At 58.3% G+C, this 23,537-nt stretch carries 16 protein-coding genes, 4 pseudogenes and 1 riboswitch; of the genes and pseudogenes, 15 read left to right on the top strand and 5 right to left on the bottom strand.

The genetic code is table 11. The features are described 5' to 3' along the window. Nucleotides 1–42: 42 nt before the first annotated feature. From FDY98_RS14530 to hemB, 6 genes and pseudogenes are all read left to right on the top strand, one after another. The gene (locus tag FDY98_RS14530; protein ID WP_027957625.1) at nucleotides 43–1,863 is read left to right on the top strand and encodes a TonB-dependent receptor domain-containing protein; all 1,821 of its coding nucleotides are present in this window, start codon (nucleotides 43–45) and stop codon (nucleotides 1,861–1,863) included. Then, a pseudogene (locus FDY98_RS14525) lies at nucleotides 1,844–2,768 on the top strand (cobalamin-binding protein). Before FDY98_RS14530 ends, FDY98_RS14525 begins: the two are co-directional and overlap by 20 nt. After that, entirely contained in the window at nucleotides 2,768–3,754 is a 987-nt protein-coding gene (locus FDY98_RS14520) for a FecCD family ABC transporter permease (RefSeq protein ID WP_027957623.1), read from the top strand. The pseudogene FDY98_RS14525 and the gene FDY98_RS14520 overlap by 1 nt, the downstream one beginning before the upstream one ends. Beyond that, a complete protein-coding gene (locus FDY98_RS14515) occupies nucleotides 3,754–4,524 on the top strand; it encodes an ABC transporter ATP-binding protein (RefSeq protein ID WP_027957622.1) in 771 nt (256 codons plus the stop codon). Before FDY98_RS14520 ends, FDY98_RS14515 begins: the two co-directional genes overlap by 1 nt. Nucleotides 4,525–4,843: 319 nt before the next feature. Next, nucleotides 4,844–5,005 carry a hypothetical protein gene (locus FDY98_RS26270; RefSeq protein ID WP_196518048.1) on the top strand — a complete coding sequence of 54 codons (162 nt, stop codon included), beginning with the start codon at nucleotides 4,844–4,846 and terminating at the stop codon, nucleotides 5,003–5,005. After that, on the top strand, nucleotides 5,002–5,997 hold the full coding sequence (hemB, locus tag FDY98_RS14505) for a porphobilinogen synthase (RefSeq protein WP_196518047.1): 996 nt from the start codon (nucleotides 5,002–5,004) through the stop codon (nucleotides 5,995–5,997). The genes FDY98_RS26270 and hemB overlap by 4 nt, the downstream gene beginning before the upstream one ends. Nucleotides 5,998–6,090: 93 nt before the next feature. On the opposite strand, the gene FDY98_RS14500 is transcribed toward hemB, so the two are convergent. Then, nucleotides 6,091–6,915, bottom strand: a complete 825-nt coding sequence (locus FDY98_RS14500) for an AraC family transcriptional regulator (protein WP_081742539.1) — start codon at nucleotides 6,913–6,915, stop codon at nucleotides 6,091–6,093. A gap of 158 nt (nucleotides 6,916–7,073) precedes the next feature. Continuing rightward, nucleotides 7,074–7,964 (bottom strand): NAD-dependent epimerase/dehydratase family protein, encoded by an 891-nt coding sequence (locus tag FDY98_RS14495; RefSeq protein ID WP_027957620.1) that lies wholly within the window; start codon nucleotides 7,962–7,964, stop codon nucleotides 7,074–7,076. Nucleotides 7,965–8,132: 168 nt separating this feature from the next. On the opposite strand from FDY98_RS14495, the gene FDY98_RS14490 reads away from it, so the two are divergent. Next, complete coding sequence (locus tag FDY98_RS14490; protein WP_022523063.1) at nucleotides 8,133–8,744, top strand: Yip1 family protein; 612 nt, start codon at nucleotides 8,133–8,135, stop codon at nucleotides 8,742–8,744. A gap of 78 nt (nucleotides 8,745–8,822) precedes the next feature. On the opposite strand, the gene FDY98_RS14485 is transcribed toward FDY98_RS14490, so the two are convergent. The 3 genes from FDY98_RS14485 to FDY98_RS14475 are packed head-to-tail and all read right to left on the bottom strand — an operon-like array spanning nucleotide 8,823 to nucleotide 11,664. Beyond that, nucleotides 8,823–9,587 carry an ABC transporter ATP-binding protein gene (locus FDY98_RS14485; RefSeq protein WP_027957619.1) on the bottom strand — a complete coding sequence of 255 codons (765 nt, stop codon included), beginning with the start codon at nucleotides 9,585–9,587 and terminating at the stop codon, nucleotides 8,823–8,825. Continuing rightward, nucleotides 9,587–10,651 (bottom strand): FecCD family ABC transporter permease, encoded by a 1,065-nt coding sequence (locus tag FDY98_RS14480; protein WP_027957618.1) that lies wholly within the window; start codon nucleotides 10,649–10,651, stop codon nucleotides 9,587–9,589. Before FDY98_RS14480 ends, FDY98_RS14485 begins: the two co-directional genes overlap by 1 nt. Continuing rightward, nucleotides 10,648–11,664 (bottom strand): ABC transporter substrate-binding protein, encoded by a 1,017-nt coding sequence (locus FDY98_RS14475; protein WP_027957617.1) that lies wholly within the window; start codon nucleotides 11,662–11,664, stop codon nucleotides 10,648–10,650. Before FDY98_RS14475 ends, FDY98_RS14480 begins: the two co-directional genes overlap by 4 nt. A gap of 64 nt (nucleotides 11,665–11,728) precedes the next feature. Further along, a riboswitch (cobalamin riboswitch) is annotated at nucleotides 11,729–11,919 on the bottom strand. A 334-nt stretch (nucleotides 11,920–12,253) separates the two neighbouring features. On the opposite strand from FDY98_RS14475, the gene FDY98_RS14470 reads away from it, so the two are divergent. The 8 genes and pseudogenes from FDY98_RS14470 to cobI all read left to right on the top strand — a co-directional run. After that, nucleotides 12,254–14,011, top strand: coding sequence for an AAA family ATPase (locus FDY98_RS14470; RefSeq protein WP_027957616.1), 1,758 nt, complete (start codon nucleotides 12,254–12,256; stop codon nucleotides 14,009–14,011). Next, entirely contained in the window at nucleotides 14,008–14,601 is a 594-nt protein-coding gene (gene cobO / locus FDY98_RS14465; protein WP_027957615.1) for a cob(I)yrinic acid a,c-diamide adenosyltransferase, read from the top strand. The genes FDY98_RS14470 and cobO overlap by 4 nt, the downstream gene beginning before the upstream one ends. Then, nucleotides 14,601–15,971 (top strand): cobyrinate a,c-diamide synthase, encoded by a 1,371-nt coding sequence (locus tag FDY98_RS14460; protein ID WP_027957614.1) that lies wholly within the window; start codon nucleotides 14,601–14,603, stop codon nucleotides 15,969–15,971. The genes cobO and FDY98_RS14460 overlap by 1 nt, the downstream gene beginning before the upstream one ends. Continuing rightward, on the top strand, nucleotides 15,958–17,079 hold the full coding sequence (gene cobW / locus FDY98_RS14455) for a cobalamin biosynthesis protein CobW (RefSeq protein WP_027957613.1): 1,122 nt from the start codon (nucleotides 15,958–15,960) through the stop codon (nucleotides 17,077–17,079). The genes FDY98_RS14460 and cobW overlap by 14 nt, the downstream gene beginning before the upstream one ends. Further along, nucleotides 17,079–20,914, top strand: a pseudogene (gene cobN / locus FDY98_RS14450) (cobaltochelatase subunit CobN). The gene cobW and the pseudogene cobN overlap by 1 nt, the downstream one beginning before the upstream one ends. Continuing rightward, nucleotides 20,892–21,734 carry a hypothetical protein gene (locus FDY98_RS14445; protein ID WP_340146567.1) on the top strand — a complete coding sequence of 281 codons (843 nt, stop codon included), beginning with the start codon at nucleotides 20,892–20,894 and terminating at the stop codon, nucleotides 21,732–21,734. Before cobN ends, FDY98_RS14445 begins: the two are co-directional and overlap by 23 nt. Nucleotides 21,735–22,115: 381 nt before the next feature. Next, nucleotides 22,116–22,828, top strand: a pseudogene (locus tag FDY98_RS29560) (precorrin-8X methylmutase). Continuing rightward, nucleotides 22,825–23,537, top strand: a pseudogene (gene cobI / locus FDY98_RS14435) (precorrin-2 C(20)-methyltransferase); the annotation flags it as partial. The pseudogenes FDY98_RS29560 and cobI, both read left to right, overlap by 4 nt.

Here is a 23,537-nt window from a genome sequence, read left to right as displayed (position 1 = left end):
AAAATGCGCTGTGCGGGTGAGCACACGAGCAAGGGGTCTCACATGAACCACCGTTTCCACACCACCGCCAAACGGGCGGCGTTTAGTATGGCTGCTTTACCGCTAGCCTTTCACATCCAAGCCGAAGCCCAATACGCCGAAACAACGACCGATTTGGCCACGCTTGATCCTGTCGTCGTTACCGCTGCGTTAGCGCCCCGCACTGCTAATGAAAGCCTCTCTTCCGTTAGCGTGCTGGATGAAGCCACTTTCCGCCGCCAAGACCCCACCAGCCTGACGGATCTTCTGCGCGGCCAGCCGGGCGTTGATGTCACGAGTAACGGCAGCTTTGGCAAAAGTAGCAGCGTTTATCTACGCGGTGCGCCCAGCGATGCCTCCGTGCTCATGATTGATGGTATCCGGCTACGATCCGCCACGGCGGGCGGTGCTGCATTTCAGTACTTGGATCCGCGTATGTTTGATCGTGCGGAAATCGTGCGCGGCCCCCGCGGTAGTCTTTACGGAGCGGATGCCGTCGGCGGCGTGATACAGCTTTTTACCCCTGATGGTGACGAAGAGGGGCCGCAACCGAGAATTTCAGTCGGCGGTGGTTCATTCAATACCCAGCGGTTAAGCGCAGGCGTTTCAGGGCGCGAGGGGGGCACGCGTTACAGCTTTGCCGCTAGCCATTTCAATACCGATGGCCAGCCCATTCGTTGGGGTGGTGAGGACAAAGGCTACGACAATACCTCAGCGCTAGCCCGCGTTGCGCATACCTTTGAGAGTGGCGCTGAAGTTGGCGTGCTGGCACTGCGCGCTCGCGGTAACAACGAGTATGACGGTGGGGAGAATGACTTCGTCCAGCAGGTAGCAGGCGTCTACGCTGAGTTGCCGGTAACTGATACGTGGCAGAGCCGACTGACCCTTAGCGAAGCCCGCGATGAGCTGGACACGTTGGATAATTTCGGCGACTCAGTCATTGATACCCGCACGCAAACCGCCCGTTGGCAGAACAACATTCAGTTTGGTGCCCATGAGTTGATCGCTGGCGCTGAAATCAGCGAAGACCGCGTTTCAAGCACCAACGATTTTGACGTTACCAGCCGTGATAACAAAGCAGTGTTTACCCAAGGGTTACTCGACTTTTCGCCGTTCGCCATTCAAGCAAGCCTGCGTTATGACGATAACGAAGCCTATGGTGATGAAGTCACCGGCAGCTTGGCGCTGGGCTACGATCTGGATAACTACCACACGCTGCGTGCCAGTGTAGGTACTGCGTTTAAAGCACCGAGCTTCAATGACCTTTATTGGCCGGATTCGGGTAACCCTGATCTCAATCCGGAAACCTCTGAAACCGTCGAGGTGGGCGTTCGCGGCCAATACAGCCAGTGGTTCTGGGACTTGGCCGCCTTTCAAAACGACTACGACGACATGATTGCCTGGGCGCCAACGTCGAGTGGCTTATGGGCGCCGCAAAACGTTAACAGCGCGCGTATACGCGGGGCTGAGCTGTCAAGCGGCGTAGAGGTCAACGACTGGACACTCCAAGCTGCCTTCACCTACCTGGATCCGGAAGACCGGGCAACCGGCAATCGATTAGCCCGCCGGGCCACTCAAAGTGTGCGATTGGATGCAGATCGGGAACTTGGCGATTGGTCGTTGGGCGGCTCACTTGTAGCGCAGAGTTACCGTTACGATAACACCACCAATACCCAGCGTTTAGGAGGCTATGGGCTGGTTAACCTGCGCGCTGGCTGGCAGTTTGCGCCACTCTGGAGCGCTCGTGTTACGCTAGAAAATGCCTTTGATAAAGAGTATTCAACCACCCGTGATTACATCAACGCTGGCCGGGCAGGGTTCTTGAGTGTTCACTTTGGTCAATAGAAAAAGTGGTTTTGCGCGCGGAGCCCTGGGCCTCGCACTACTGCTGATGGCGTCCGCTGCCCTGGCACACGAGCACTCGCGCTGCGCAGTGGATGATCGTGACCGTGAGGTTTGTCTGTATAATGCTGCTCAGCGCATTGCTACGCTCTCGCCTGGCGCAACCGAGCTGACTTATGCGGCTGGCGCAGGAGATCAAGTGGTCGCCGTCGTCTCGTATAGCGACTATCCCCCGGAAGCCAAACAAGTGGCGTCAGTGGGCAGCCATACCCGAATTGATTTAGAAAAGCTGGTGGGGCTGGCACCCGATATAGTGATTGGTTGGGTGACGGGTAACCCCGCCGAACAGCTTGAAACCCTTGAAGCCCTGGGCATGCCAGTGTTCTATATCGAGCCCCGCGATGTAGAAGGCGTGGCCAGCGCCATTGAGCGCTTGGCAAGGTTGGCAGGTACAGAAACAGCGGGACAAGCAGTGGCCGACAATTTCCGCAATACCATGAACGCCCTTGAAGAGCGCTATCGAGACCGGGAGCCGGTACCCACGTTTTACCAAGTGTGGGATGAGCCGCTAATGAGCGTTAACGACCAGCACCTGATCGGCCAAGTGGTTGAGATTTGTGGCGGTGAGAATGTGTTTGGCGATCAGGCACGCCTTGTGCCGCGTATCGATGATGAAGCCGTGTTGGCAGCCAATCCTGAAGCGATTGTTGCCGGTGGCATGGGGGAAGAGAATCGCCACTGGCTGACGCACTGGGAACAGTATCCCAACTTGACGGCGGTTGCGGAAGATAACCTCCTTTTTGTGCCGCCCTCATTGATTCAGCGCGCCCACGCCGCGACTGATGGAGGGCACCCAGATCCTCTGTGAGAAGCTCGACATCGCCCGCCAAAAACGTGAGCGCAGTTAATGCTCGCACGCCTGGGACTGCCGCTTAGCCTGCTATTACTAGCGGCCTTGGCTTCGCTGGTCATCGCCATTGGTGTCGGTAGCGCGCAGATTTCACCGGCTCAAATCTGGCAGGTGGTGGTGGGTAACAGTATCCAGGGCGAAGGCGATGCGCTAGCGCACACCATGGTGATCGACCTGCGCTTGCCCAGAGCGCTCAGTGCCTTTGCGGTGGGTGGCTTGCTGGCGGTAGCCGGTGCGTTGATGCAGGTGTTGCTGCGTAACCCCCTGGCAGACCCTTACGTGCTTGGGCTTTCCGGTGGCGCCTCGATTGGCGCACTGGCGGCCATGCTAGGAGGGCTTGGCGGGCTGGCGATTTCAGGCTCGGCATTTGGCGGCGCACTGTTCTCGACGTTTTTAGTCTTTGGTTTGGCCCACGGCAGCGGCGGCTGGACGCCTTCGCGACTGCTGCTCACCGGTGTGGTGGTCGCGGCGGGGTGGGGCGCGGTGATTACCTTGATGCTGGCGTTGAGCCCCGCCGAACGTCTGCCGGGTATGCTTTACTGGCTCATGGGCGATCTCTCCTATGCGCGCACGCCTTGGCCGCCGCTACTGCTGTTACTGGCCACTTGCGTGGTGCTGATTCCGCTCGGGCGTAGCCTGAATGTGCTGGCCCGTGGACCGCAGCAAGCTGCCGCGCTGGGCGTTGCGGTCAGGCCGCTTGAGTGGTGTATCTATATTGCCGCCAGCTTGCTGACTGCTGCTGCCGTTACTACCGCAGGCAGCATTGGCTTTGTTGGTCTAGTAGTACCTCACATGCTGCGTTTGCTGCTAGGCAATGATCAGCGGCTGATACTGCCCGCCTGCGCACTGGCGGGTGGCACGCTGTTGGTGCTGGCCGATACCCTAGCACGCACGATGATCGCTCCGGAGCAGTTGCCCGTAGGGGTAATCACCGCGCTATTGGGTGTGCCTACCTTCCTGTTTCTGCTCTACCGGAGCCGCTGATGAGCGTACTGGCTACCCGTGATCTCATCATCGATGTGCCTGGTCGCGAAGTCGGTACGCCGCTTAATATAACCATCGAACCTGGGCAAGTGTGGGGTGTGTTAGGGCCTAATGGTGCGGGTAAAACGACGCTATTACACACCTTAGCTGGCCTGCATGCGCCACGTTCAGGCAGTGTTCAGCTCAACGATTCAGCGCTTGGCCAGCTGCGCCGCCGCCATGTTGCTCAGTGCTTGGGGTTAGTGTTTCAAGATCGCCAAGATGGGTTTCCAGCAACGGTGTTGGAAACCGCGCTGATTGGCCGTCACCCTTATCTATCGCCGTGGCAGATGGAAGGGGCTGAAGACTACGCCCGCGCGGAAGCCGCCCTTGAGCGCCTGGATGTTGCGCACCTCCGTGACCGCTTGGTAAGTACACTTTCCGGTGGCGAGCGCCAGCGGGTGGCGATTGCCACGGTGATGACGCAAGCGCCCAATGTGTGGCTAGCGGATGAACCCACCAACCATCTGGATCTTCATCACCAGAGTGCCGTGATGGCGCTAATGGCAGAACAGGCCATTCAGGGGCAGGCGGTCATCATGTGTTTACACGACCTAAACCTTGCTGCCCGCTGGTGCGACCATGTGCTGTTGCTTTATCCCAATGGTGAGGCGTGCTGGGGCCCACGGGATAGCATGCTGGTGCCCAGCGCGCTGGAAGACCTCTACCGCCAAAAGCTAGCGGTAGTAGAGGTGGATGGCGCACCGGTGTTCGTGCCGATAAAGGGGTGATACAAGCTTAATCTAGCCGTAATCTCGATTAGGACCCGTCATTCAAGTTTATTCTTAGATACATAGAAACCAAGCGTCATATTGGCCGGAGTAATGGTAATGATTTCATCACTTTCTCAGTCATACTGCATCACTGTAAGGCTTTTTACTTATTGCGTGGAGTGAAAAAGTTGAAAAGAATCATTAATTATTAGCTAATTTATTTACACATATTTTTCCTTTTCTAAACAATTTATGTCTCAAATGGAAAAGTCATTCGTCGAACCTGCGGAGGATAATGTGAACTATGTTATCAACCTGTATAAAGAAGGCGTCACGAATGGAAAAAATCATCATCACCGCTGCAGTAAATAGTGGAACAACTTCACGTCGAAAAAATCCAAACGTTTCTTATACACCTGAAGAAGTTGTGCTTGACGTTTCAAACCCCGATGAAGCCAGAAAGGCCATGGGTCTTAATTTTGTAAGGGCAGTTGCATGAGTATGGTTCATCGTCCCCGCCGATTGCGTCAAAATAATGAATTTCGTCAACTTGTTAAAGAAAACGTTTTAACTTTGAGTGATTTGGTACAACCTATATTTATCGAAGAGGGTACAATTGAGCGTGCTCCTATAAAGGAGCTACCAGGTATTTATCGAATACCTGAAGCATTACTTTGTGAAGAGGTAGAGTCACTCTATGGCCTAGGTATTCGTTGCGTCATGCCATTTGGTATATCTCATAATAAAGATAGTCTTGGCAGTGATACCCTTTCCGATAATGGATTGCTGGCACGCATGATCCGTATCATTAAAGAATGTAGATCCGATATGCTGGTTATTCCAGATATTTGTTTCTGTGAATACACCACACATGGTCATTGTGGAGTAGTTGTAGAAGGAAAAGTTGACAACGACAAAACTGTTGAAAATTTAGTTAAGCAGTCCCTTGTTGCTGCTCAAGCAGGTGCTGACATGTTAGCGCCATCATCTATGATGGATGGACAGGTGGGGGCAATACGGCATGCACTGGATAAATCTGGTTATTCTGAGGTTGCCATACTGTCCCATGCAGTAAAGTTTTCATCCGCTTTTTATGGCCCTTTTCGCTCCGCAGTTGACTGTAAGCTTGAAGGTGATCGTCTAGGTTATCAAGCGGATAATGCAAATGGCCGTCAGGCTATGATTGAAGCCCGTCTAGATGAGGAACAAGGGGCTGACATTCTGATGGTGAAACCTGGTATGCCATATTTAGACGTTGTTAGCCAACTTCGAAATCGCACTGACCTTCCTTTAGCTATTTACCAAGTAGCAGGTGAATATGCCGCTATCAAATTTGGTTCGCTAGCTGGTGCTTTAGATGAAAAAGAAACCGTCATGGAGGTCATGACAGGTTTCAAACGTGCAGGTGCTGACATCATAGTTAGTTATTATGCACACCAAATAGCTCAGTGGCTAAGTGAAAGAAACGTGGACGCGATTATCAGAAAGTAATAGTGTTCAGTCAGCGGTTTTAACGAAAGCTTCATATATTCCTCTACCTGTTATTTCAATAAGTAGAGGAACAATATCAATCTCATTCGAACTTTATTCTTCCATACACGACAATTTTATTTGAGAACGGGACAGGTCGTTCAAATACTCTCGTGGGGATTTTCCCGTTACACGCTTGAACATAACAGTAAAAGCACCTTGAGAAGCATATCCTAGCTCTTCAGCAACTTGACTAACACGTTCTCCAGTGCTTAAACCCGAAATTGCACTGACGATGCGTACCTGCTCCCTCCATTGAATGAAAGAAATACCTGTTTCGCTGCGAAATAGCCGGGTTAACGTCCGAGTGGTTGCTCCGACTTCATTGGCCCAATCTGCCAATGAACGTACATCCCCAGGATTTTCCATTAACGTATCGCATATTTTTTTTAAACGCTTATCTCTACCCATAGGAAGCTTTAATCCACACTCGAATGCATGCTTCGTTTCTTCCAATGCTAGTCTCAGTAAACGTTCTTCAAAACTGTCAGGATGGTAAGTTATCGGGAAATAAGAGGCTCTGATCAGCAGTTCCCGCAAAAGGGGAGTGATACCAATACCTACAGGGTGATTAGGTAAGCTTAAGGTGAATGATTCGACATTTACATATAATGTCCGTAAAGAAACCGATGTGCTGGCAGTCATTTCATGCTCTACGTAAGGGGGCATCCATACGCCACGAAAGGGAGGTAACAACCAATACTCATCGCAAGTTCTCAGTCTCATAGTACCTGCGCTGGCATATATCAATTGTCCACGCTGATGTTGGTGCGGAAGAATATGATGGCCCGCAGGGTATTCTTTGGACATTGATACCACTGGGTTTTTTGCATTTTCCCATTGACCAAGGTGCGCATTTGGTGAGTGGTCAGTATTCATTCATTCGGGGCTCAACATTTGAAAAGAAATAGATGGTAATACCTCTGTGATCGCACCAACTTCAATTAGTTTTTATATAGAGTCTGTTGATGCTTCCGCGTGAGCCACGATGAAGTGTTCACAGAACCTGACATGACCACTTATTTCTCAGGTTGGCTTCACTGCTCCAGCTCTTCCCGCCAGGAGTGGCGTGGTTCAAAGCCGACCAGACGACGGGCCTTTTCGATGCAGTAGAAGGTTTCGAATTCGCCCATTTCGCGCTTGATGGGTACGCCGGAGTAGAAGCGCTCTATCACTTGTGCGTTGGTCAGGCCCACTGACAGTTCGTTATTGGCGACGTTAAATACCTGGTAGCCAAGGCCATCCGTTTTCAGGCAGCAATCGACCATCTGGCCCAGGTCGCGGGCGTCGATGTAGGCGAATATATTGCGGCGGCGCAGGGCAGGGTCGTCCATGTAGGCTGGGAAATTCTGGCGGTATTCGTGGGGCTCGATAACGTTGTTGATGCGCAGGCCGTAGATGTCGATGCCCGAGCGCGCCTGGAAGGAGCGTGCCGTTACTTCGTTTACCACCTTGCTCATGGCGTAGCTATCTTGAGGCACGGTGGGGTGCTCTTCATCGACGGGCAAGTAGTCGGGCTTTTGCTCGCCATCAGCGAAGCAGACACCGTAGGTGGTCTCGCTAGAGGCGAAGATGATCTTGGGAATACCTAACTTAGTGGCAGCATCAAGAACGTTGTAGGTACTTAGGGTATTGATGCGGTAGGTCTCGTTGTCCGGCCGATGCAGGATGGCTGGTATGGCCGCAAAGTGGACAATCGCATCATAACGCGGCACGCCGGTGCCGGCTTCCAGCTCATCGAACCCAGCGTAGGCCTGGCAAGCATTAAACACTTGCCCAGCATCGGTCAGATCGGTTTTCAGGGTAGTAATACCGGGCGCATCAGACGCCACCCAATCCAGATTAGTGACTCGATGGCCTTGATCGCGCAGGTAGGCAGTTGCATGACGGCCCGCTTTGCCACTGCCGCCGGTGAACAGAATACGCATATGAACTCCACCAATGAATAGAATGAGCTCCTCCACCTTAGCAAAGAAAAATCCTCACCTCCGAAAATGATTTTGTGTTCTACACTAAAAATGATTCGGAACCTTGTTGATCCGATCGATCATCGTCTGATCCTAACAAAAGCGTGTCCACAAAAACGGGAGGTCGTTATGGTCAATCATGTTTGGGGGCTTCTCCATCATCCTGAACGGGAGTGGTATAAGATCAGTGAGGAGCATGAGTCTGTCAGTCATCTCTATGCTCACCATGTCCTGTTACTCGCTGCCGTTCCTGTTGTCTGTGCCCTGATAGGTACCACCCAGGTAGGCTGGACTTATGGTGGTTCGGCAACCTATAAAGTCTCCCTTGCCAACGGTATTGCCTTAGGCGTGGCTTTTTATGCGCTGATGCTAATGGCTGTGGGGGTGGTGGGGAGTGTGATCCATTGGATGGCCCGCCGTATTGAGAATCGACCTAGCCGCCGCGACTGTATTATCTTCGCAGGTTATATTGCGACCCCGATGTTCCTCAGCGGTGTTTTTGCGCTATATCCGGTTTTCTGGTTGTGTGTGCTAGGGATGGTGATCGGTCTGCTCTATAGCACCTATCTGCTCTACAAGGGAACGCCCAGCTTTCTGGGAATCAGTCATAAGCAGGGGTTTATTCTGTCGACCACGACGCTGGGTATCGGTGTTTTGGTGCTGGAGGCGCTGCTTGTCGTCGTTGTACTTCTGTGGAGTATGGGCACGGACCACAGCGTGGTTTGGCATTTTTTCCGGTGAATGGGCACTGTAGCGCCGGGGACACGAAAGTTTGCGCTGTCGGTAACCGGGCATTTTTCCTAGCAGACTAGGAGCTAGCTAAATCGCACTGTGAAAACGCATGACTTGCTTGCCATCGACAGGATCATCGATCACATGGGCATATACCCCAAAGGTCTGTTGTAGCCTGTTAGGAGTGAGTATGTCTTGGGGGAGGCCGCTATCGATCAGGCGGCCGCCATCCATGACGCCGATGCGGTCACACTCCATGGCTTGGTTAAGATCATGCAGCGAGATAACCACCGTGATCGGTAGTTGCCTGACCAATTCAAGAATCGACAGCTGGTGGCGAATATCCAGATGATTGGTGGGTTCATCCAACAGCAGAATTTTAGGCTGTTGTGCCAGCGCCCGAGCAATATGCACTCGCTGGCGCTCACCGCCAGAGAGGGTATGCCAAAGGCGATCGGCCATGTGCGCCATATCCACATCTGCCAGCGCCTGCGCCACGATGGCATCATCTTCCGTTGACCAGGGACGCAACGCGGAAAGGAAAGGTGTACGACCCAGTGATACCACTTGGTACACGGTAATACGGTCGGTAGTGTCCGCTTGCTGTTCCACCAGGGCGATGGACTGGGCGATCGCCCGTTGCTTGAGCGTGTGCATCGGCTGGTGGTCGATCAGCACCCGGCCTGCCTTGGGTTTGTTCAACCCCGCCAGCAGGCGCAGCAGGGAGGTTTTCCCCGAGCCGTTCGGCCCCACCAGTCCAAAGGTCTGGCCGGGCTCGACGGTAAGATTGACGTCAGCAAGCAGTGGCGTGCCGTGTACTGACCACGCAAGCTGTTCAGCCGTTAATCGCATTAAGACCTCTTGCCGCGAACCAGAATCAGCGCAAAAGCGGGCGCGCCGATCAGTGAGGTAATCACCCCGATGGGGAGTACTTGGCCGGAGATCAGCACCCGGGAAAGAATATCCGAGCCGATCAAGAACACGGCGCCTGCCAGAGCGGTTGCTGGTACCAGTCGGGTATGGCGGCTCCCCACGATAAAACGCATCGCGTGAGGGATCACCAGACCCACAAACCCAATCGCTCCCACGATAGACACCATCACGGCCGTGACCAGTGCCATGGCGATAATCAGCATTCCACGCACCGGGCGCACCGCGATGCCCATGGAGGCGGCGCTGTCGGCGCCGAAGGTAAATGCATCCAGGGAGCGCCGGTGCCACAGGCAAACCAGCAGCCCGAATAGCGCAGCAGGCACCGCCAAGGATACATCGGCCCAGCGTACCCCGGATAGATTGCCCATCAGCCAAAACATGATGCCCCGGGCCTGCTCGGCGCTTGCTGACTTGGTGATGATAAAAGCGGTCAGCGCATTGAACAGCTGCGAGCCTGCGATGCCCGCCAAAATAATCGCCCCCGCGGCCTGAACACCGCGGCCGCCACCCACACCGCTATTGGCCGCATGGGCGAGCATCACCACGATACCAAAGGAGAGCAGGGCGCCGATAAAGGCGCCTAGGGAGAGTGAAAGCGCTCCAGCGCCCAGTCCGGCGACGGCCACCGCGACTGCCCCGGTAGAAGCCCCAGCGGAAATACCCATCAAGTAGGGGTCAGCCAAGGGGTTACGCAGCAGCGCCTGTAGCACGACCCCGGCCAGGGCCAAGCTGGTGCCGCAACAGGCGGCAACCACGGCGCGACTGAGACGATAGTTCCAAATAATGCCCGCGTCGATTCGGTCAACCGGGTAATCCATTCCTATCAGCTGGTTGGCGAGCACTTTGACAATGGTATCCACGGGAATCGGCGTCTCGCCGATGGCGGTGCCCGCGATCAGTGCCGTCACAAGCACGAGCGGCGTTATCCATAGCCAGCGCAACCCGAAGTGTGCGGAGGAAGCCCTCGTTAGCGCTATGCTCATTCGTTAAACGACATATTGGATAGTGCCTCGGCAAGTGATTCAAGGCCGTAAATAGTGCGCATAGTGGCGCTCATGGCGTGGGCGTCCATCTCGACGATACGGTTATTTTTAACCGCGTTCATCTCCCGGGTGACCGGGTCACTATGTAAAAACTCACGTTTTGCTTCAATGTCATCGGCAGGAAAACGGCGGCGATCCATACTGGCGATGACAAGCACATCGGGGTCGGCTCTGGCGATGCTTTCCCAGCCCACCGTGGGCCACTCTTCGTCAGACTCGATGACATTACGAATGCCGATTTTTTCCATCATATACCCTGGTGCACCCAGTTGCCCCGCCACGAAAGGGCTAACCCCCAGATCTGTCGATGAAAACCAGAATGCCGCCGACAAGTCTTCCGGTAAATCAAGGCTGCTCGCCAAGTCGATAGCGCGCTGTTCGCGGGCGGTAAGGTCGGTTATCAGCGCCTCGCCAGCGTCTTGAACATCGTAGATCTCGGCTAACTCGGTGATCCCTTTATAGATGGAGTCAGTCGAGAAGGCGTCGGTGCGGGTGCCATCGCCGCCGGTAGAGTTATCCTTGGTGTCGCAATCGGCGGGCATAATATAGGTATTAATACCCAGCTCATGAAACTGCTCACGGGTGGCGACACTGCCGGTGGGGCCCACGTGCCACTCATACTGCACCGCCACCAGATCAGGCCGTTTATTGACCACGGCCTCGAAGCTCGGGTCGTCGTTGGCGATCCGCTCGATCGCTTCATTGGCATCAGCAAACTGGGGAAGAACCGGATTAAACCAAACCGAGGTGCCATTCACTCGATCAGCGAGCCCCAGCGAATAGAGAATCTCCGTGGCTGACTGGCCAACCGTCACCGTCCGCTCCGGGGGGGACGTCACACTGAAGTCAACGCCGCAATTGGTTAGCGTAAGGGGGTAGTCGGTGGAGGCGTAAGCCGCCTGTGCAAGGCCAACAGCGCTCGCGGCGATGGCCGTGGTCAATCTCAACATCATGTACACTCCCGTGCATGATGAGCTCCGCATTCGGGCAGAAAATACTGACCGAGCCACTTCGCTCGATGTAAGTAATATATCGGCAGTTCTCCTGACTGACGGGTCATGGCTAGCTCGCCTTCCCAGACTCTGTGTCCAGTGGCATTAAAGAGCATCGCTCGCCGCCTACAGTTGCGGGGGCAGTTCCGGTTCGCGGCAAGCCGCGGCGGATTCTCTATTAAGTTCCGTGGGAACACCGACACTGGCCATTCTAGGTTGCAGGCGGATAGCGAACAACAGAAAGCCTAAGGATCTTATGAGTTCTTGTTTAAAATGAAATGTTATAACATTGTATTATGTAGGGGCGTAAAAATCCAACTGTATCCTTAGTGTAAGTGATATATGCCCTCGCAAAGTTAATAGCTTGCAACAAATTGGCCTCGCCGCCACCCCTTCCTCTATACTGAACGCCTTTTCTGTTCCCGCTTCTTTATGAATGATTTTATTAACATTTAGCTAGTTGCCATGAATCATATTCAAGTTCCATGCTCCCCAGATCAGTTGGCTAGTAGTGATCGGTTAGCGGGCTTGGCCAGCACGGGAGGTGCCGGTGAGTGAGTTCCCCTTTGCGGCGGTGGTCGGCCAGGAGTCGCTGAAGACCGCGCTGCTCCTTAACGCCATTAACCCGCGCATCGGCGGGGTATTGATTAGTGGGCCAAGGGGCAGCGCTAAATCCACCTTAGCTCGGGCGCTGGCCGCCATTCTGCCCAGCGATAGCGAAGGAAAACATGCCCCTTTTGTCACTCTGCCGCTGGGTGCCAGCGAAGACCGGCTGGTTGGCAGTCTGGATCTGCAAAAGGTACTGGCCAATGGCGAAGCTACCTTTCATGCCGGGCTGCTTGCTAAAGCCGACGGCGGGGTGCTCTATGTGGATGAAGTCAATCTGCTACCGGATACCCTGGTTGATTTGCTGCTGGACGTGGCCGCCAGCGGTACCAATATTGTTGAGCGCGATGGCATTAGCCACTCCCACTCGGCGCGCTTTAGCCTGATCGGCACCATGAATCCGGACGAAGGCGAGCTGCGCCCTCAGTTGCTTGACCGCTTTGGCCTCTGCCTTGAACAGGCTGGAACCATAAGCATCGACGAGCGCATTGCCATTGTGCAGCAACGGGAAGCCTTTGACCGCGACCCCACTGGCACGCTCGAACGCGTTGAGGATGCCCAGGCCGCTCTGGCCGGGCGCATTGCTAAAGCGCAGTGCTTGCTCAAAGAGATCACCACCGACACCTGGGTGTATCGAACGATTGCCAACTGCTGTGAAGCCGCGGGCGTTGAAGGCCTGCGGGCAGACGTTACCTGGCACCGCGCCGCCCAGGCCCATGCTGCCTGGCGTGGTGTGGCTAGCGTGGAGCAGCAGGATATCGACACCGTTGAACCCTGGGTGTTGGCTCATCGGCGTACCCAACCGCCTGAGCAGAGTCCGCCATCATCTCCACCTAATGGGACACCTTCGAAAGACGAGAGCGGTTCGTCGTCGGGCAATAACGCATCGACCGCTGGTTCATCCCAACAGAGCGCTGAACAGGGCCAGTGGGGCGCGATGCCTCCCATAGCCCAGGAAGCGATTATCCAGCCAGCGGTGAAATTGCCCGATAGCGAAGATCTTTTTAAGCTGGCCAACCGCACCGATACCACCGCTAGCGCGGGAAAAGGGGGGGCGTTGGGCTGGGGGCGTTCTCAAGTGGCAACTTCACGGCTGGACGGGTTCGCAACGCTGATCGCCAATCGCGGCCAGTGGCCCTGGCAGCAGCTAAAGATGCGCAAGTCCCGCGCCGGGCAGGCGACGGCACACCTGGTACTTCTGGATACGTCGGGTTCCACCCTGGGGAAGCGCCTGCTGGGCCAGGCAAAGGGGCTGGTCGAATCGCTGATCAACCAAGCCTACGCCGCGCGGGAGCAGGTCGCGGTGCTGGGGTTTGGCAATGGCGGCGTGGTGCCGATACTCTCCCGTCGCCGGGCGCCGAAAAATGCGCGGGGTACGCTTGAGGCGGCCAAAGGCGGTGGCGGCACCCCGCTGCGAGAGGCGATTATTGAAGCCAAGCGGCTGATCCGCCAGTGGCAGCGCCGCGAGCCCGGTCTGAAGGTGCGTACCTATCTGATCACCGATGGCCGCACCCGGGAAACCGTTGACGATCTCGCCCCGCTGGAGGACTGTCTGCTGATAGACACCGAACAGTCCAAAGTCAAACGCGGGCAGGGCGCACGGATCGCCCAGCAGCTGGGCGCGCGTTACTGGCCAGCCTCGTTTGGCAAACCCTCTATGGCGCCTACAGTCTCTGCACATCAACCTGGGAACCTCTCATGAGCGACGCAAGCCATTTAGATCGCATGCAGCGTAAAAAAGACGTGGTCGACGAGCGTATCAGCCGGGCCACCGAAGAACGCGGCGTGCTGATCCTGCTGAAAGGCAACGGCAAGGGCAAAAGCAGCTCCGCCTTCGGCACCATGGCGCGCTCACTGGGGCACGGCCAGCAGTGCGCTGTGATCCAGTTCATCAAAGGCCGTCGCGAAACCGGCGAGTACCTGTTCTTTCGCGATCATCCCAAGCTTGACTGGCACATCATGGGCCACGGTTTTACCTGGGAAACCCAGAACCGCGAGCGGGATATCGAAGCCGCCGAGGCCGCCTGGGCAGTCGCCAAAGGGCTGCTGGAGAACCCCGCCTATCATATGATCGTGCTGGACGAGATGAGCTATATGTTCAAGTACGGCTATCTCGACCCCGCGCCGGTGGTGGAGGCGTTGCAGCGCCGCCCGGCGCACCAGAACGTCATCATTACCGGGCGCACCATGGCCACGCCGCTGCAGGAAATCGCCGATACCATCAGCGTTGTCCAGGACGAGCGCCACGCTTTTCGCGGCGGCGTCAAAGCCCAGGCGGGGATCGAATACTGATGACGACGCCAACCGCTCGCTGCCCCGCGCTGTTTATCGCCGCCCCAGCCTCAGGCCAGGGCAAAACCACCGTCACGGCGGGCCTGGCGCGCCTGCTGCGCAACCAGGGCAAAGTGGTGCGGGTGTTCAAGACCGGCCCGGACTACCTGGATCCGCAGATACTCGCCCAGGCCTCCGGCCAGCCGGTGGATCAGTTGGATCTATGGATGGCAGGTGAGGCCTACTGTCGCCAGCGCTTTTATGACGCCGCCTGTGAAGCGGACTTGATCCTGGTGGAAGGCGCCATGGGGCTGTTCGACGGCGAACCCTCCAGCGCCGATCTGGCAGCCTTGTTCGATATTCCCATGGCGATCGTCATGGATGTAAAAGGCATGGCCCAGACCGCCGCCGCATTGGTCTCGGGGTTGGTCGGCTTTCGCGACGACATCCATATCGCCGGGCTAATTGCCAATGCCTGCGGCTCGCAGCGCCACCGCGAACTGATCGAAGGCGCGCTGCCAGCGACGATTCCTTTGCTGGCCGCCATGCCCCGCGACCCCGCGCTGTCGCTCCCCGAGCGCCACCTGGGCCTCGTCCAGGCGGCGGAAATTCGTGAGGATCTGGAAGCCCGCTTCGAGGCGGGTGCCAAAGCGCTGGAAGCCGCCGGGCTGCTGGACGCGCTCGCCGAGCTTTCACCCGTGATCTTTACCCCCCCCCAGGAACAGCTTGCGGCCGTTAAGCCGTTGCTCAAAGGCCACACCATTGGCGTGGCCCGGGATGCCGCCTTCAGCTTCGTCTATCAGGCCAACCTTGATCTGCTGGAGCAGATGGGCGCCACGCTGCGCTTCTTTTCGCCGCTGACGGATAGCCGCCTGCCCGAATGCGACGCCCTCTGGCTGCCGGGGGGCTACCCGGAGCTTCACGCTCAAACGCTGGCGGATAACGGCGCCATGCGTTCGGCTATTGAGGCTTTCTACCGCGCCGACAAGCCCATTCTGGCCGAGTGTGGCGGGCTGCTGTACTGCCTGGAAACCCTGACCGACTACGACGATATTACTCATACCATGCTGGGCCTGCTGCCCGGGCAGGGGGCCATGCGCGGGCGCCGCGGCTGCCAGGGGATGCAAACCGCCGAGCTGCCGGAAGGCCCGGTTCGCGGTCACGCGCACCACCGCTCCATGGCGGAAGGCACCCCCGAGCCGATTGGCCACGGCCGCCGCCAGCGGCACCCCGCGCCGGGGGAGGCGATTTACCGTCAAAAGCGCTTGACGGCGACCTATTTACATCTGTTTTTCCCTAATAATCCTGACGCTGTGGCAAGGCTCTTTTCTGCCAGCCCGGCGTACTGCGAACCGCAAAACAGCGAGGCATTTACCCATGCAGCCCAATAACGTACAGCTGAATAAGATTCCTGCCACGGTCGTGACCGGTTTTCTCGGCAGCGGCAAAACCACGCTGCTGGCCAATATTCTGCGCCAAGTCACCGGCAAGCGGATTGCCGTGATCGTCAATGAGTTCGGCGAGCAGGATATCGACTCGAGCCTGCTGCGCAGCTGCGCGCTGGGGTGTGAAGAGGGTAGCGAAGGCGGGCAGCTAGACGGGGAAGACGGCAGCATCTATGAGCTGGCCAACGGCTGTATCTGCTGCACCGTGGAAGAAGAGTTTCTGCCGGTCATGAAAAAGCTGGTCGCCCGCCGCGACGATATCGACCACATCCTGATCGAAACCAGCGGCCTGGCGCTGCCCAAGCCGCTGGTGCAGGCGTTCAACTGGCCCGACGTGCGCCAGCACTGCACCGTGGATGCGATTATTACCGTGATCGACGGCCCCGCCGTGGCCGCCGGCCGCTATGCCAGCGACGTGGATAAGGTGGCCGCCCAGCGCCTCGCCGACGAGAGCCTGGATCACGACCCCAGCCTGCGCGAGCTGCTCGATGACCAGCTCAGCGCGGCGGATCTGGTGCTGGTCAGCAAGGCCGACCTGCTCAGCCCGGAAGAGCGCACAAAGGTGGAAGCAGTGATTCAGGCGCGGGTGACGGCCTCGGTGAAAACGCTGTTTATCGATCAGACCCTGACCACCGACACCACTCAGTTAGAAGCGCTGATGGGCATCGGTGCGGCCAGCGAAAAAAATATCGATAGCATCACCAATCACCACGACAAGCACCACGCCGAAGGCGCGCACCACGACCATGCCCACGATAACTTTGATTCCTGCGTGATCACCCTGGGCGAAGTCGATGGCGACATCCTGGCCGACAAGCTCCAGCAGCTGCTGAAAAGCCACGAGATCTACCGCGCCAAGGGCTTCGCGGCGATTCCCGGCAAGCCCATGCGCCGGGTCATTCAGGCGGTGGGCGAGCGCCTGGAAGGCTACTTCGACCGGCTGTGGGCTCAGGACGAAATCCGCCAAACCCAATTAGTGATTATTGGCAAACACCTGGATAGCGCAGCGCTGCGTGACGCGCTGGCTGAAGCAGAGGTTCAAACGGCTACCTAATGCACTTATTTGCCGCCAAGCCCGGAGGCTTTGTCGATGATGAAGGCATCATCGACCTGCAACAGAGCCCCGCCGAGGTCGTGATACTCTCCGCCGCCGATAGCAATCTGTCGGCGCTGGCCCAGGCGGTTGACCGTCTGGGTGAGGCGTACCCCTCGGTGCGGCTGGCCAACTGGATGAACCTGGTAAAACCGGCCGCCTACGATCTCTACGAAGACAGGGTGCTGGAAAAGGCTCAGCTGGTCATCGTCTCGCTGCTGGGCGGCAAGGCCTACTGGCAGTATGGTCACGAACGCCTGCTGGCCTGGGCGGCGGCGAAACCCGAGCGCCAGTTGATACTGGTGCCGGGCTGCGATGCCCCGGATGACGCCCTGCTGGAAGACTCCACCATCGCTTTCGATGATGCGTACCGCGTATGGCGCTACCTGCGAGAGGGCGGCACCGATAACGCCGAGCAGCTGCTGCGCTTTGTCGCCAATGAGTATATGGGCAGCCAGTGTATAGATAGCCAGCTGGGCGACTGGCAGGAGCCCAAGGTCATTCCGCCCGCGGTGATTTATGCGTCGCAGGAGCAACAGGCGTCCAGCCTCAGCGAGTGGCGCAATCGCCAGGTGCCTGGGCGCCCGGTGTGCTTGCTGCTGTTTTATCGTAGCCATTTGCAGGGGGCGAATACCGCCGTACCCGACGGTATGATCTCGGCGCTCAAAGACCAGGGGCTTGAGCCGTTGGCGGTGGCCGTGGCGTCCCTGAAAGAAGGGCCGTGCATTGATTTTATCAATCACCTGATTGAGCAGACCGGCGCGATGCTGGTGATCAATACCACCAGCTTTGCGGTCAATCGCAATGCCGACGGGCTGGATGCTCTGGGGGAAGAATTGCCGGACAACCTTTTCGTGGGGCGTCCGGTCGTACTCCAGGCGATTCTTGCCAGCAGCACTAGTGAAGACTGGCAGGGCATGGCCGCCGGACTGCATAGCCGCGATGTGGCCATGCAGGTGGTGCTCCCCGAGATGGACGGGCGCATCATCACCCGGGCGGTGGGTTTTAAAGCCGAAGCCCACTACAACCCGCGCTGCCAGCTGGCGGTGACCCACCACGTCATCCACCCGGAGCGGGCCGCCTTTGTGGCCGAGCTGGCGCGGCGGATTTGTTCGCTGCGGCTGACCCCCAACGGGCAGAAGCGTGTCGCGCTGATCATGGCCAACTACCCCAATCGCGATGGCCGCATTGGTAACGGGGTCGGGTTGGATACCCCCGCGTCGACGCTGCAGATTCTCAGCGCCCTGAAAGAGGCGGGTTACCCGCTCAGCGAGCTGCCGGAAAACGGCAATGACTTGATCCGCCAGCTTCAGGGCGCGGTAACCAACGATCACGGCAGCCTCGACCAGCGCGCCTGCTGGCAGAGCATCAGCGTTGACGACTATCTGGCCTGGTTTCAAACTTTGCCTACCGAGCTGCAGGAAACCGTATGGACGCGCTGGGGGGCGCCTCACGAAGACCCCAAGTGCCGCCAGGGTAGGCTGATGATCGCGGGTATTCGTCTGGGTGAGACCTTTGTGGGTATCCAGCCGGAACGCGACTTTATCGACGATCTCACCCAGTCCTACCACGATATGGAGTTGGCGCCGCCGCACAGCTACCTGGCGTTTTATTTTTGGCTGCGCGCGCACTACCAGGTCGATGCGGTCATCCATGTGGGTAAGCACGGCAACCTGGAGTGGCTGCCGGGCAAAAGCATCGCCTTGAGCGTCGACTGCTGGCCGGATATTGCCCTGGGGCCGCTGCCGCACTTTTATCCGTTTATCGTCAACGACCCGGTGAGGGTGCCCAGGCCAAGCGGCGCAGTCAGGCGGTGATTATCGATCACCTGATGCCGCCGCTGGCGCGGGCCGAGCTCTATGGCCCCATGGCCGAGCTTGAAGCGCTCACCGACGAATATTATCAAGCGCTGGATATGGATCCCCGCCGGGAAGCGCTAATTCGCAGCCAAATTCTCGCTCACCTGCGTGATACCGGCATCGACCAGGAGCTTGCTCACAGCAGTGACGATGCAGAGCTTCTCAACGAGCTAGATACCTTTCTGTGCGACATCAAGGAATCGCAGATTCGTCACGGCCTGCACATACTCGGCACACTGCCGCCGGAAGAGAAGCGGGCGGGCACCTTGGTGGCGCTATTGCGACTACCCCGTGGCGAAGCGGTGGCAAGCCGCGGCCTGCTGCACAACCTGGCCAGCGATTTAGGCTTGGATTTTGACCCGTTAGCCGCGGGCAACGAGCCCTGGTATGGGCCCGAACCGGCTATTTTAAGCCAGCAGCTCGATACCCCTTGGCGCACCGGCGCCGATGCCCGTGAGCGCCTGGAATTGCTGGCCGAGCGCTGGGTAGCCGACTACGTCTTGGCCAACGGCAGCCTGGATGACCTGACCCAGGATTATCCCGATACGGCAGCGCAGCTGCGCTACGCCCGCGACCAGCTATGGGTCACCATGCAGCGCGGCGTGAAGATGGAGATTCAATCGCTGCTCGACGGCCTTGAAGGCATCTTCGTGCCCGCCGGGCCCAGCGGCGCCCCCAGCCGAGGGCGGCTGGATACGCTGCCCACCGGGCGCAACTTTTTCAGCGTCGATAACCGCTCGATCCCATCGCCCGCCGCCTGGACGCTGGGCGAAAAATCCGCCCAGGCGTTTGTCGAACGCTATCTGCAGGATCACGGCGACTATCCGCGGCGGCTGGGGCTATCCATCTGGGGCACCGCCACCATGCGCACCGGCGGTGATGACATCGCCCAGGCCTTCGCGCTGATGGGCGTGCGTCCCATCTGGTCGCTGGGCTCCCAGCGGGTAAGTGACTTTGAAGTCATTCCCTCGATGCTGCTTAATCGCCCACGGGTCGATGTCACGCTGCGAGTCTCCGGGTTCTTCCGCGACGCCTTCCCCAACGTGATTCGCCTGTTTGACGCTGCCGTGCAGGCGGTGGCGCGCTATGAAGAGCCGGGCAACAGCAACACCATCCGCGAGGCGGTGCTTTCCCGCCAGCAAGCACTGGAAGACCAGGGGCTAAGCCCGGAGATGGCCGCCCAGGAGGCGAGCTACCGCATCTTTGGCAGCAAGCCCGGCGAATACGGCGCGGGCCTCAACCGGCTGATTGAAAACCGCGCCTGGGATAGCTCCGACGATCTGGCCGAGGCCTACATGGAGACAGGCGCCTACGCCTACGGCCAGTTCAAGGCCTCCGGCACCGCCGCGCGGGCGGCGTTCGAGCAGCAGCTCCAGGGGCTGGATGCGGTGATGCAAAACCAGGATAACCGCGAGCACGACATTCTTGATTCCAACAGCTATTACGCTTTTCAGGGCGGCATGGCCAATGCCACCCGCTCGCTGAGTGGAAAGGCGCCGGAGATTTACCACGCCGACCACGCCAACCCCGCGATGCCCAAGATTCGCACCCTGAAAGAAGAACTGGCGAAGGTGATTCGCTCGCGCGTGCTGAACCCCAAGTGGATCAACGCCATGCGCGAGCACGGCTACAAAGGCGCCTTTGAGATGGCCGCCACGGTGGACTACCTGTTCGCCTACGATGCCACCACCGACCTGATTGCCGACTACCAGTACGCCCAGGTGAGCGACGCCCTGGTACTCGACGCCGCCAATCAGCTGTTCCTGCGCGAGCACAATCCGGCCGCCCTGGAAGAGATGGCCGAGCGATTACTCGAAGCCGCCCAGCGGGGCATGTGGCAAGCCCCCGGCGAGCACGGCCAGGCGCTTCAGGATCTGCTGCTGGAAATGGACGAGGCCAAAGAGACCAATGGTCATGCCGCCCAGCCCGCGCATTAAAGGCTGGTGCCCCGGCGCGTGGCGACCCATGGCCACCGGCGATGGCCTACTGGTGCGTGTACGCCCGCCGCTGGGTCAGCTTTCCCGCGAGCAGACGCTGGCACTGTGCGACGCCGCCGAGACCTTCGGCAGCGGTTTGATCGAACTGACCAGCCGGGCCAACCTGCAGCTGCGTGGGGTGACCGACGAAAGCTGGCCGCCGCTGATGGCGTTTCTGGTCGAGCATCAACTGGTAAGCGACGACCCGGAAGCAGAACGCCAGCCACAGATGCTGCTGGCGCCCGCCTGGCAAAAAGGCGATGCTACCCATACCATTGCCCGCCTGTTGCAGGCGCGGGGTAGCGAATTAGCCGCCATGCCCGGCAAGGTCGGCATCGCCATCGATGCGGGAAACGCTCCGGTGCTTGGCGACAGCGCCGCCGACTTTCGTATCGAGCGCTCAACGAAAGGCAGCCTGCTGGTACGCACCGATGGCTACGCGCTAGGCACAACGGTGAGCGATACCGAGGCTGTCATCGAGCAGCTGATACGCCTGACCCACTGGTTCGTAGATACCGGCGGCTGGGAGTCAGGCCGCATGCGGCGGCATACAGCACCGCTGCCCGATTGGGCGCCCGCTGATACCGCCCCCGCATCCCCAGGCGAGAAGCTGGCGCTGGGCGAACATCGCGAGGGCATGGTGGTTGGCCTGCCTTTTGGCCGGGTGGCCGCTACACGCTACGTAATGCTGTCTCGCAAACAGTCAGCAGCGTGCAGGTCACCCCCTGGCGGCGTCTGTTGTTGCAGGATTGCGATACACTACCCGCGGTGGATGGCTTGATCCGCCATAATAGCGACCCGCGGCTAGCGATGGACGCCTGCCCCGGCGCGCCCTATTGCGAAACAGGCGAGTGTCGCCACCCAGCCGCTTGCCGAGAAGCTAAGCGGCTGGGTGGAAGGAACGGTGCATATATCTGGCTGCGCTAAAGGCTGCGCCGGCGCCCCAGCCGATGTGTGCTTGGTCGGGCAAGCAGGGCGATTTAATGTTGTTGTTAACGGCCGCGCTGATAGCACGCCGGTTAAGTCAGGCCTCACTGAGAGTGAGGTGGTTGGTTTTTGAGAAAGCTCAGCGAAAACAGTTAGGTTGTTCCTCGGTAGCTGAGTGTCAGGGCAGGTTGTAGCGAGGGTCTTTTTCCACGGATGGAAAAAGTAGCGCCCAAGGATGGTTTCACAGCGCTCTCGCGGAAAACCTGCCCTGGCACGGATGCTTGCAGACCAGCAGCGAATTAGTTTATTTGGAGAGTTTGGGTGCCCTATAAGTATGAACCAGTGGCCCGGCGATTTACCGGAGTCGTTTGCGATTATTCGCAGTGAAGCCGAGCTTGGCCGCTTTTCAGTGGAAGAAGAGACCGTGGCGGTGCGCATGATTCACGCCGCCGGGCTGGTGGAATTGGCCGCCTATATTCATTTTCAAAACGACGTGGTCAATAAGGCCCGTGCCGCGCTAGAGCAGGGCGCACCGATTCTCTGTGATGCCCGCATGGTCTCGGAAGGCATCACCCGCAAGCGGCTGCCGCTGACAACGAAGTCATCTGCACCCTCAACGATGAGCGCACGCCCGGCCTCGCCAGGAAATGGCCAATACCCGCTCGGCGGCGGCGCTGGAAACTGTGGCGGCCACACCTGGAAGGCGCCGTGGTCGCCATTGGCAATGCACCCACCGCGCTGTTTCATCTGCTCAATATGTTCGAAGACCCGGCGTGCCCGCGCCCAGCGGCGATTATCGGCTGCCCGGTAGGCTTTGTCGGCGCGGCGGAATCCAAAGAAGCGCTGTTGGCTAACCCGGCGCTGCCCAGCTGTATCGTCCGCGGTCGCCTGGGCGGCAGCGCCGTGACGGTTGCGGCCATCAACGCCATGGCGGATCGCATCGAATGACCCAGGGAACGGTATACGGCGTTGGGCTGGGCCCCGGCAGCCAAGACTTGATGAGCGTGCGCGCCGACGCGCTGATACGCGGGGCGACCCACGTGGTCGTATTTTCGTAAAAAGGGCCGCTGCGGCCATGCGCGCACTATCGTGGAGGGCATGATCCCGCACGGCGCAATCGAGCTGCCTATGGAATACCCGGTTACCACGGAAATTCCCTTCGACGACCCGCGCTACAATGAGCTGCTGGCGGCCTTTTACGAACGCAGCGTGGCTCAGCTGATCGAGATGGCGGAGGCCGGGTGTGATGTGGTGGTGCTTTGTGAAGGTGACCCGTTCTTCTACGGCTCCTTCATGCATCTCTACACGCGACTGCTAAACCGCGTGCCTGTCTCGGTGGTGCCGGGGATTACCGGCATGTCAGCGGCGTGGACGGCCACTGGGCAGCCCATTACCTGGGCGATGACATCATGACCGTGCTGATGGCCACGCTACCCGAAGAGGCATTGGCCGAGCGCATCGCCCAGACCGATGCGCTGGTGGTGATGAAGATTGGCCGCAACCTGGCCAAGCTACGCCGGGCCCTGGTTCCGCTGGCCGCGAAGGCGAAGCCTGGCTGATCGAGTACGCCGCCATGTCGCAACAACGGGTATTGCCGCTGGCGGACGTGGGCGAGAGCGTGCCGTACTTCTCGATTGTGCTGATCCATGGCCACGGA

The organism is Halomonas sp. PA16-9, from assembly GCF_009728585.1.
Lineage (GTDB): Bacteria > Pseudomonadota > Gammaproteobacteria > Pseudomonadales > Halomonadaceae > Vreelandella > Vreelandella titanicae.
The sequence above is the reverse complement of the archived record's forward strand: the minus strand, read 5'-3'. Positions and strand labels throughout refer to the sequence as shown.